The organism is Candidatus Tisiphia endosymbiont of Mystacides longicornis, from assembly GCF_964031095.1.
Lineage (GTDB): Bacteria > Pseudomonadota > Alphaproteobacteria > Rickettsiales > Rickettsiaceae > Tisiphia.
Map to the genome: position 1 here is coordinate 869,083 of NZ_OZ035004.1, position 12,089 is coordinate 881,171.

At 35.7% G+C, this 12,089-nt stretch carries 5 protein-coding genes; 1 reads left to right on the forward strand and 4 read right to left on the reverse strand.

What is annotated here, in order from left to right; translation table 11 throughout:
* Nucleotides 1–243: 243 nt before the first annotated feature.
* From gltX to ACQH6S_RS04500, 4 genes are all read right to left on the reverse strand, one after another.
* Nucleotides 244–1,578 carry a glutamate--tRNA ligase gene (gene gltX / locus ACQH6S_RS04485; protein WP_425360675.1) on the reverse strand — a complete coding sequence of 445 codons (1,335 nt, stop codon included), beginning with the start codon at nt 1,576–1,578 and terminating at the stop codon, nt 244–246.
* 14 nt (nt 1,579–1,592) lie between these two features.
* Complete coding sequence (topA, locus tag ACQH6S_RS04490; protein WP_425360674.1) at nt 1,593–4,022, reverse strand: type I DNA topoisomerase; 2,430 nt, start codon at nt 4,020–4,022, stop codon at nt 1,593–1,595.
* Nucleotides 4,023–4,024: 2 nt separating this feature from the next.
* Nucleotides 4,025–5,164, reverse strand: a complete 1,140-nt coding sequence (gene dprA / locus ACQH6S_RS04495) for a DNA-processing protein DprA (RefSeq protein WP_341749170.1) — start codon at nt 5,162–5,164, stop codon at nt 4,025–4,027.
* Between the two features lie 387 nt (nt 5,165–5,551).
* A complete protein-coding gene (locus ACQH6S_RS04500) occupies nt 5,552–6,154 on the reverse strand; it encodes a peroxiredoxin (protein WP_425360673.1) in 603 nt (200 codons plus the stop codon).
* 740 nt (nt 6,155–6,894) lie between these two features.
* Between ACQH6S_RS04500 and ACQH6S_RS04505 the strand changes: the two genes are divergently transcribed.
* Nucleotides 6,895–11,652 (forward strand): autotransporter domain-containing protein, encoded by a 4,758-nt coding sequence (locus tag ACQH6S_RS04505; RefSeq protein WP_425364701.1) that lies wholly within the window; start codon nt 6,895–6,897, stop codon nt 11,650–11,652.
* Nucleotides 11,653–12,089 lie beyond the last annotated feature (437 nt).

Genomic DNA, 12,089 nt, shown 5'->3' on the forward strand with positions numbered 1-12,089 from the left:
TTGCTCAATGCTCGCCTATTACTTATAGGCGTTAATTTAAGAAAATAAAGTAGAAAAGTCGTTTATTAGCGAGCCACCGTAAGTGGCGTGGCAATCCATTTTTAATCACTTTTCTGGATTGCTTCGTCAACCTTAAGGTTTCCTCGCAATGACGGTTTTTCAATTATTATTTTTTAAACTGACGCTTATGCACTCCATCGCTCCTAGCCCCAAATTCTTCTGAATTGACTATATTTGCATAAATCAACTTGTTAATCTTTTTATAATTTCATCTTTGCTGAGCAGAGGTAATATTACTGACATTTCTGGTCCAGATGTCATTCCTGTTATAGCAAGTCTTAAAGGTAGGAATACTTCTTTACCTTTTTTACCAGTTATTTCCATAATTCGTTTAGTCCATATGCTCCAACTATCGATGGTTATTGGTTCGTCTATTAATAAGGTAGCTGCTTGTTTTAAAAACTCTTTATCTAATCCTTCAACTTTAGAGGGGGAATAACAAATATTCCACCAATCTTTTATTTCATATAATTTTTGTAAATTACCTCTAACTGCCAACCAAAATTGCTCATTTATTTGTTCAGCTTTAATCTCTTTTAAGCGATCTTTTACTTCATCAAAACTCAAGCTAATTAGTAATTTATGATTTAAACGCTCTAGCTCTTCTGGTAAATAAGTTGTTGGACTTTTAGAAAAATTATTAATGTCAAACTCTTTTATTAGCCCAGCTAAATTTTTAAATGGTATAATAGGCGATGATGAGCCAAGCAAACTAAAGAAACTATTAATTGCCATTGGTTCTAATCCAATTTTATCCCTTAGAGCAGCAATCTCAAATCCCCCTGTTCTTTTAGATATTTTTTCATCCCGACTGATAACTAGACTAAGATGAGCAAAATTTGGTACCTTTGCCCCTAGAGTTTCAAACATTTGCACATGAATGGCAGTGTTAGTTACGTGATCCTCGCCCCGAACAATATCGGTAATGCCATAATCAATATCATCAACAACCGAACAAAGCATATAAGTCATACTGTTATCTTCTCTGATAACTATCGGATCACCAATATTCTTGCCTTCATATTTAACTTCACCCTTAATCATATCTTGCCAAATAATTGGAGTATGCGATACCAAGAATCGATAATGCGGTTTTCTTCCTTGACTAATATAGTCATTTATTTGTTGTTCAGTAAGGTTCAAAGCCGCACGATCATATATCGGAGGAAGCCCTCTAGATAGTTGTAACTTACGCTTTAATTCCAGCTCTTCCTGGGTCTCAAAACAAGGATATAATTTATTTTTTTGTAATAATAATGCTTTTATTGCTTCATACTTATCAAATCTATCAGATTGGCAAAAAGTTTGATCCCAGTTAAGTCCTAAAAATTTAAAATCCTCTTCAATGGCATGTTTATATTGTTGTTTGCTACGTTCAAGATCAGTATCATCAAACCTTAAAATAAATATGCCATTATGCTTTCTAGCATATAACCAATTTATCAGAGCTGTCCTAGTATTACCTATATGCAACATACCAGTTGGTGAGGGAGCAAATCTTGTGATAACTTTTCTCATAATTTTCTAACTGCTTATTTTGCTTTTTTCTTTTTTGTTACTTTTTTTGCAGCACCAGTCCTTGTCCTAATATTCTTTTTAGGAATTGTTGTTACCACTACTCCTGGCTTATCAGTATCTTTCTCCGGTTTATTCTTCAGCCTATTATTACTAGCCTCAATTATTTCCACAGCAGTTTCTAATGTGATGGTAAAAGGATCGTATCTTTTAGGTATTGAAATAAACCGATCAAGATATTTAAGATACGGACCATATCTACCTATACCCAGTATAATCTCTTGATGAGATTCAGGGTGCAGGCATAACTTAACCGGTAACTCAAGAAGCCTTAGAGCCAAACTAAGAGTCACGTCATTTTGTGCTACTGACGGTGGCAATGACACACGCTTTGGTTTTTCCCCCTTGGCAACTGGTTTGCTAGTCTGTACATAAAAACCATATGGACCTTTCTTTAATAAAACATCATGACCCTCTTTATCTACTCCTAATAATTTGTTCTCTTCAGCCATATCAACAATATCACTATTCTTCGAAGTAATTTGTTTTTTGAAAGTACATTCAGGATAGTTACTGCAAGCTAAAAATGCTCCAAACTTACCAAGCTTTAACCCTAATTGCCCTGTAGAACAGGATGGGCAATTTTTCGAATTGTTACTTTCTGATTTTTCTCCAAATAGGTGATAATCTAATGCTTGTTCAACATAAAGGATTATATCAGATATTTTCTTATCACTAACTATTTCTACGTTATTATTAAACCCATCCCAGAATTTTTTTAGTAAATTTTTCCATTCTATTTTACCTTCTGCCACTTCATCTAAATCATTCTCCAGATCAGCTGTAAAATCATATTCAACATATTTTTTGAAAAACCCTGTCAGAAATGTTGTCACTAAACGCCCTAATTCCTCTGGAAAGAAACGTTTTTTTTCAACAACCACATAGTTCCTATCTTGCAATACTGATATAATAGAAGCATAAGTAGAAGGACGACCAATTCCAAGTTCTTCAAGCTTCTTGACGAGACTGGCTTCAGAATATCTTGGTGGTGGTTCGGTGAAATGCTGTGCTGGATTCACTGAAGTTGTAGTTAATTTTTCTCCTTCTTGTAGTAATGGTAGAAGCCTATTTTCTTCTTCCGTTTCATCATCTAGACCCTCACGATAAATTTTGTAAAAACCATCAAAGGCAATAATTGAACCAGTTGCCCTGGCGGTGAATTCTTTATTTGCTGTATCAAGCTGAGCGACCACCAAATCAATAATAACATTTTCCATTTGGCAGGCTATCGTCCTTTTCCAAATCAAGTCATAAAGCCTATAATAATCTTTATCTAGTGTATCCTTTAATTTTTCTGGTAATAGAGTAACATCAGTTGGTCTAATAGCTTCATGAGCTTCTTGAGCATTCTTGGCTCTAGATTTATAAACTCGCTGGCTAGCTGGTAGATATTTATCACCAAAATTCTTATGTATCAACTGACGTATTTGTTCAACAGCCTCACTAGCAAGGGTAGTACCATCAGTTCTCATATAGGTGATCAAACCTATCGTTTCATTACCTATATCCATGCCTTCGTAAAGTTTTTGGGCAATTTGCATAGTTTTTTTAGCAGTAAACCCTAATTTTCGAGCTGCTTCTTGCTGTAACGAAGAAGTAATGAAAGGCGGTTGAGGCTGACGTTTTTGCTGCTTTTTTTCTAAAGATGCAATATGAAAATTCTTTGATTTTATTTCTTTGACTAGATCATTAGCTGCCGATTGATTAATAATTGAGAATTTCTCTAATTTATTACCATTGACATGAGTTAATCTCGCTAAAAACGGCTCGTTATTACTATTCAGAACATTAAGGGTAATATCCCAATATTCTTGCGATTTAAAACGTTCAATTTCATCTTCTCGCTCACAAATAAGTCGGAGTGCTACAGACTGAACTCTACCTGCTGATCTACATCCCGGTAATTTACGCCATAATATCGGTGATAAAGTAAATCCTACCAAATAATCCAATGCTCTCCTTGCTTGTTGAGCATTAACCAAATCAATATCAATATTTCTTGGGTTGTCCATTGCATGTAAAATAGCTTTTTTGGTAATCTCATCAAATGCTACTCTCTTAAAGAAATCATTAGATTTAATCAAGTTTTTTTCTTTTATTATTTCTGCAACATGCCAGGCAATTGCTTCTCCCTCTCGGTCTCGATCTGTTGCTAGATAAACCATTTCAGCTTTGGCAGCATCCTTAGTTATTGCTTCAACATATTTTTCTGCTTTATCTGATATAACATATTTCATAGAAAAATCTTCATTTGGCAGAACTGAACCATTTTTAGATGGTAAATCTCTAATATGTCCAAACGAAGCAATAACCTTAAAATCACTATCCAGATACTTATTTATCGTTTTCGCCTTTGCCGGCGATTCTACTATTACTAATTTCATATTTATTTATAAATTAAAGATATCTTGTTGCCAGGATATCTGGTTATTTTTCCAGCCAATTCTAGCTCTAATATTATCATATATATAGCCGGCAAAGGTAGCTGTGTTTGATGTAAACAATCAAAATCTATAGGAGTTGAAGATAAAAGCTCCTTAACCCTCATACGCATATCATTGGTAATTACATTATCATATTTGATATCTAACGTTCTAAACTGATTATTTTCGATTGAATCATTTGCTACATCCTTAGATTTACTGATAATTTTGCTAAAAGGTGGTAAATTAGTCTCTATGTCCTCAGTAGATTCCACCATATGAGCTCCTTCCTTGATAAGTTTATTAGTACCTTGACACCTAGGATCCAGCGGAAATCCTGGTACAGCAAATACTTCTCTATTCTGTTCTAAAGCAAACCGGGCTGTTATTAACGATCCAGATTTTAGACTTGCTTCAATCACTACTGTTCCAAGAGATATACCAGAAATTAATCGATTACGCTGTGGAAAATGTTGCCCAAGTGGTTTTGAACCTACTGGTAATTCAGCAATTATCAAGCCATTTTGTTGGATTTGCTCAAATAATCTAACATTCTCTGGGGGGTAAACATAATCAATTCCTCCAGCTATAACTCCTATTGTTTTAGAGGTATTTACTTGATGCACTGCTGTATCAACACCTCTGGCAAGTCCAGAAACCACTATATAATTTGCATCAGTCAATTCCTTAGCAATTTTAGCAGCAAAGGCACGACCATTTACTGAAGCATTTCTTGCTCCAACAATTGCTAAACATCTTTCGTGTGCTAATAACCCAATATTGCCCTTATAACTTAATATTGGCGGGCAATCAAAAATCTCTAACAATAACCTTGAATATCCTGGAGATTTATAGGTAATAATCTGAGCATTATGCTTTTGCAACAATTCAAGTTCTTTACTTGCATCGCTCTGAGAAAATACCCTTACGGGCTTAGAACGCCCACCCCTCAGAGAAAATTCTTGTATTTTGTCAATTGCAGCACTGCTATTACCAAATAGCTTTATTAAGCTCCAAAAAGTTCTTGAGCCAACATTTTCACTCCTAATCAATCTTAGGATGTCAATAGTTTCTTTTGTGTAAGATACTGGTTTAGTATCCAAAAATAGCTCCTTCAGCATCAATTGACTATATATTAGTGAATTAACTTTAATTGGCAACGTTATAAATCCGGTTAGTATTTAGCATCAGCGTCATTGCACATAAGCGTCATTGCGAGGAGCCACTTTAGTGGCAACGAAGCAATCCAAAAAAGCGATTAAAATGGATTGCTTCGTCGACCTTACGGTCTCCTCGCAATGACGGTTTCTCAATAACTGACACCTATGCGTCATTGCGAGCCACCGTAGGTGGCGTGGCAATCCATAAAAGAGTGGATTGCTTCGAAGGCTTACGCCTTCTCGCAATGACACATAGGCGTCAACTGACACTTATGCACAATTACAGCACGATGGGTGCCTATTCGGCACTAGTTCAGCAATTGACTACAGCTATAACTTTTCTGCATTAGAAGCTAAGTAATGTGACACTCCTTTATGTGAGGGAGTAATACCTTCATCACCTTTATGCCAGCCAGCTGGACATACTTCGCCATGTTTGGTGTTATAGTCTATAGCATCGATCACTCTTATTACTTCATCAATATTTCTACCAATTGGCAAATCGTTAACTAGCAAATGCCGTACTATAAATGCTTCATCAATAACAAAAGTACCACGCAGCGATATTCCTTCATCATGTAGTACATTATAACTATGTGACGCACTCTTTTTAATATCTGACACCATAGGAATCTGGATATTACCAACCCCACCTTTATTGTAAGGGGTATTTTTCCAAGCTAAATGAGAAAAATGCGAGTCAACACTTATTGCTACTAATTTTGTATTTCTCTCAGTAAATTCTCCTAACCTATTATTAAAAGCTATAATTTCTGATGGACAAACAAAAGTAAAATCAAGCGGGTAAAAAAATAATACCACTTTATGATTTTTAGCATAATTTCTAAGATTAAATTCAGATTCTATACTATTATCAGGCATAATAGCTTTAGCTGTAAAATCCGGAGCAGCTTTTCCAACGAACACTTGCATTAAAATTCTCCAATTAATAATGATTAAAAACATTTATTATGATACACAAAATTATAACCTATTACAATACCAAATCTCTAATAAGTCAACTAATAATTTAAAATACCTTGTAATATTGATATTATTCCTAGGAGCTGTAGGTATATTCATATGACAAGTCTGATGGATTGCCACGCTCACATACGTTTGCTCGCAATGACGAGTGGTAAGCTTATGTTTTCTCGCAGTGACGAGAGGTTTATACGTCATTACGAGGAGGCGTAAGCCGACTAAGCAATCCATTTTTGATTGCTTTTACAACCTATCTAAATTAGTACTGTTTCAAATATAACACAATAGATAAGGATTTATCAAAAAAAATAGTCTAAGTAGCTTGTAATTAATTAGTTTTGCATATATAGTATTCTGCGTGCTAGATATTCTAAAAGGTTTTATATAGAATAGGTATGTCATTCCTGTAAAAGGCTGTCATCTACACGAAAAATGCGTCATTTCCACAAAAATGATGTCATTCCTGGCAACGGTATGGAGCTAAAAAACCTTAGATTCCACATCGAAGCGGCAATGACATAAGATGAGGAAAAATGACCAAAGACTCGGGTAGGAAGGGTGTGATTAGAACACAAGAATGGCATAAGGTTTTGTGTCATCCCTGCGAAGGTAGGGGGTCTTGGATTCCCGTCTACGCGGGAATGACATAAAAACCGATTTAAAAAATTAACTTAAATTAGGAAAAATTTATGAATAAAGAAAGAAAAAAAAGCAATTTTTTAAGAAGTTTGCTGACTACTGCTTCTGTTGCTTCGGTAATAGTTGGGGCAAGTAGTTCAGCGTTTGGTGTTGCTAATAGACGGGTAACAGGTGATGCTGTTCTTAGTACCGGGGCAGGTTTACATCGGATGGGCGGTGCCGCCGATGTTCCATTTGTCTCAGGTTCAACTCTCCAGTATGATCATGCTGCTGCACATACACTTTTCGTTGACATGGATAATGTAACCATTAAGGTAATTGATGTTAATATGACGTCTGATCCTGCTGCGCCTGGTAATGCTCCTGGTACATTAAGGGTTGGACAAAGGGCAAATATTGGTTCTATCATTGCAACTAATAGAGATGGTGGTTCTGCTAATCATGTTCTTGAAATAGCGATGGACGATGGTGCAACTTTGAATTTAACCGGTACTGGGGGTACTGTTAAGAATCATCTTGATGTTGGTGTTAATGTTCTTAAGAACGATTATAGTCGCTTAGGTAAAATTGATTTTGCGGCAGGTGCAGCTACTGTGCATATTAATCTTACTAGTCCAAACGATATCGTTTTTGCTAAATTTGTAATAAATAATGGTCAAAATGCGACATTGGATATTACTAATACTGGGTATGTTACAACATTTAACAAAGCATCAGTTGCCACAGCTAAGACAATCAATATTAATGATGGCAGTACTCTTCAATTTGATTCTGAGTCTATGGCTGTTGGTAATATTGTATTACAGCTCCAACAACAAGGTGAGGATGTTATCAATTTTGGTGATAATGGTACAGGTAGATTATTACTTACCTCTAAGGCTGGGGGTAATGGTAGTGCTGCTAGCTTTCAAGTTGTGAATGGTTCACTTGGTGGTGCTATTGACGATTATGGTGTAATCCATTTTAACACTACATTAGAACATGGTACTCTTAGTGCAGTTAATAAAACCGTGATAGGTCGTGATGAAAATAATAGAGCCAAGAAATTCAAAGTTACCGCTACTGCTGGTCGGGCTGCAACAATTCAAGGTAAAGTATATACTAAGGAGCTTGAATTAAACGGTGGAGCAAGTACTTTTACCGATGCAGTTTATGTTGGTAATGATGGAATCACGAATTTTACTGCTGCATCAACAGTAACTTTTGATGATGATGCTAATCTTGGTAAAGTAGACTTCCAGAATAAGGCTAATAGTACAATTACCGTGGGAGCTGGCAAAAATCTTTCTGGGAATTTTTATGGTGATGCTAATAAAAGACTCAAAAACAAAATCGGAACACTGAGTTTTAGCGGTAATAGTGAATTCGATGGTACTGTAACTGACTTGGCTTTGATTGATCATACGGCGGCTGGTACTTTGAAATTCACAAAAGCTGGTGCTAATATTGTCACTAAAATACAGGGAGCAGCTGGTGGTGGTGGTAGCATATTTGAGTTTGTTAACGATTATAAATTAATTGGTAATATTGAACGTGCTCAAACCTTAAATTTCGAAAACGCTGAAGTTGCTGGTAATATTATAAATGTTAATGAGATTAATATTGCACAGGATAAAACATTAATGGTAGGCGGTACTCATATTCAGGCTAATACTATAGTATTTGGTAATGCGAAAGGAACATTGGCTCTTAATTCAGCAGGTAACGTAACCATTGAGTCCGTGCAAATCGGTACATTTGGTGGTAATATTGATGCAACTAAAATGGCAGATAAGAAAACTTTAACGATTATTGGTAATATAGGGACTGATCCTGCTATCGATGATAGTATGCCTTTAGATAAAATATTACTGAGTGGACAAAATCTTAATTTACAGCCTGCAAATGGAAAATCGGTTAATATTGTTGGAATGGAATTTAATGAAAAAGCTTCAACAATTGGTTTAAAAACTGCTGGTGTTGATTATGCTTTGGGAGAATTAAAGAAGGCGAATAAAGCGAAAATTGAAATTTCTGAAGATGTCTCATTACTTAATACCAAAACAACCGGTGACGATAAGCTAGAGGAAATTAATTTTAAAGGAGATAAGACTTTAACTCTTAAAGGGGGTATGGATATTACTGTTGGCTCTATAACAACTCACAAGGATAATCAAGGTAAGATAGTTTTTGCTGAAACTGGTGCTTTGAAAGGAAATATAGGAACATATAGTAAGATTTTTAACACGCTTCAAGTAAATGATAGTGTTGAAGCAACTACATCTGGTAAAGCCTACGTCACAAATATAGCCTTGGGGGATAGTTCTGTATTAGTTGTAGATAATGACTATAAGGTTAAAAACTTTGCTGTTAAAACTGATGGTAGTGGAATACTAAGATTTACCAATAATGGTGCAGCAACATTCGAAACAAAGACTATTACTGCTCCTGCTGGTCGTGTTCGTACTCCTGTTGGTGTTAAGGCACTAGCGGCATTAGAGTTACAGGGTGGTAATGTTACATTAAAAGGTAATGGTTTTAAATTCAAAAAAATTGCTTTTAGCAAGGATTCAACCTTAATTTTACCTAATGATATGAAACTTAGTGGGATAGAGGTTGAAAGTACTGCAGAAAAAAGACCTACAATTCGGTTAGCAAGTGCAATAAATCAAGATGAAATTATCTCAGGTCAAAATATTGGGAGTGATGCTCATCCTGTTAATTTAGAATTTACTGCAGATACTATTTTAGATGTTAAGAGTCAAAAAGCCTTTATTGGTGTAACTACTGGAGTTAAAGAGAAAGGTACTGTTAACTATGATTTGGGTAAAGGAGTTGATGGTGTTGTTTATGGTTTCGGTAGTAAGAATTACAACTTAAAACTAGTAAATTTAAAATCAAAAGTCACAAACTATGGCGATACCTTTGCTAATAATGTTGTTGTTCATGATAATGTATATTATGCAGCTGGTGGAACAGTAGACGGGGCAATACAGCTTGGTCATACTGAAACTGACGCTGGTGGTGTTGCTTCTGTTGAATTCAGAGATAATGTTATTCTGAAAGCTGATATGACCAGTGTGGGAGCTAAAAATACCATCGCCTTTGCAGGTAATGCTGAAATTAGTAGCAAGACTTTTGGTACAGCTAAAAATGCCTTTGAGACGATTAACTTTACTGGTGATGAAACACATACTGCAACTTTGAAATCTTCTGATTTGCATGCGAAAAATATTAACTTTGGTAATGAAAATATTAAAATTGCTGCTAGCAAGGTAGCACTTCATGGTATTTCACAGAATAATGCAAATATTGATCTAGAATCTAATCAGTTGAGCTTTGAAAAATCTGGAACTTGGGGAGAAAAAACTAGTATTCATACTGACTTAACTGAAGAAGGTTCATTTGGTAATATAGTTCTTAAGGACAAAGTTACTGTTAATAGCGGTTTGGGAATTGTTGTTAGAATTTCTGACAAAGCTGACTTAGACAAGTTTAGTAACAAGAAATTTGTACTTATAGATGGTACTAATAACTTAGTTCTAGAGGGTGGTGCAGTCAATCTAGTAAAAGACGGATTAATAAAAGATCGGGCATATATAGATTGGATTATTAAAACTGAAGGTGACAAATTAGTGTTTGAGCGTAAGGTTGATATAAAAGCTGGTATTACAGAGGACATGAAAAAGGCTGGTGCTAGTGATAAATATTTAGCAAATATTGATAACTTTGTTAAGGCGAAAAAGTTTATGAATGACATAAGCTTTATTTATCCAGACCAAGAGGATCAGGATGACGAGGAAAAGCAATCAGAATGCCAGAAGAAACGTTTTGCTGCAATGGAAAAAATGGAATCAAATGACAATTCTAAAGTAACTGGTCAAGTTGCAAAGGTTGGTGAAATGTTTGGTGCTGCTCTTCGTAACAGAATGCTTAAAGCTAATGCTGCTGCAGTTTCTGCTGGTTCTGATGATACTTTAATGGGTGCATGGGCTATGCCATATTATAGTCAAGCTACTCAAAAGAAGAGCGGTGATGATGCTGGGTATGGAGTAAAATCTTTTGGTGGAGTCGTTGGTTTTGATACTTTAGTCAATGATGATCTAACAATTGGTGCTGCTGTTAGCTTTGTTAAGAGTGACATGAAGTACAAAGGTGATTACGCTGGAAAAACTGAAATAGGTACTTTCATGGGTTCTATTTATGCAGCACAATCACTTCCTCAAAATTTCTTTGTACAAGCTGTGGCTTCTTTGGGTTCAAGTAAAATTAAAGGTACTGATCCTAGAATAGTTTCTACTAAGACTCATTCTAGTGGTCAGGAAACTGCTAAAGCTGATTATGGCACTATGTCTTACGGCGGAGAGGTGTTATTTGGTTACAACGCTAAAATAGCTGACTCAGCATTACTAACTCCGATGGCTGGAGTTCGTTATACAAGGTTTAACGATGAAAGTTATAAGGAAACTGGTACAACAAATCAAAATAAGATTGTTGGTGAGAGAGGCATTAATAACATTGAGGCTATAATTGGTGCTAAAGTTTCAACCTCTATAGATACTGATGGTGTTGTAGTGACTCCTGAATTACATGCTTTTGTTTCACAAAAGTTAGGTGGTGATAAATCAGGGAAAGTTGATGTTAGATTAGAGGGTATGACTGATTCCTTTATTACTAAGTCTGAAAAAGCTGCAAAAACATCATTTAATGTTGGTTTAGGCGTTATTGCTAAAGCTGGTGTTATGGAGTATGGAGCTGGTTATGACGCAAATTTAGCTAAGAACTATGTTGCTCATCAAGGTACTTTAAAAGTTCGTGTAAACTTCTAAACTAATCATTTAAGTTTACTTATCTATTACTACAAAAAGGGCTTCCTTCTCCAAGAGGAAGCCTTTTTTGTTTATATTATTGTTCTTTATAGTTAATCAACATAAAGTTGAGCAAGTTGTTATTCCCGCCTAGGCGGGAGTCTAGTATAGATCCCTGCCTTCGCAGGGATGACACTGAGTTGAGTAGGGATGACAATTTATGGATTGCTTCGTCGACCTGCGGTCTTTCTCGCAATGACGGTTTCTCAATTATTGTTTTCTTAATTGCTGACGCTTATGCGTCATTGCGAGACCACGTAGTGGTCGTGGCAATCCATCTTTGGTTACTTTTATGGATTGCTTCGTCGACCTACGGTCTTCCTCGCAATGACGTTGACCACATATGACTTTAAACTACCTGGTCTAAAACTGCTTCCTCTTCCAACTTTCAATAGTTG

Coding starts and splice junctions, on each gene's coding strand:
- ACQH6S_RS04505 (WP_425364701.1), top strand. CDS start 6,895: ATGAATAAAGAAAGAAAAAAAAGCAATTTTTTAAGAAGTTTGCTGACT.
- topA (WP_425360674.1), bottom strand. CDS start 4,022: ATGAAATTAGTAATAGTAGAATCGCCGGCAAAGGCGAAAACGATAAAT.
- gltX (WP_425360675.1), bottom strand. CDS start 1,578: ATGAGAAAAGTTATCACAAGATTTGCTCCCTCACCAACTGGTATGTTG.
- ACQH6S_RS04500 (WP_425360673.1), bottom strand. CDS start 6,154: ATGCAAGTGTTCGTTGGAAAAGCTGCTCCGGATTTTACAGCTAAAGCT.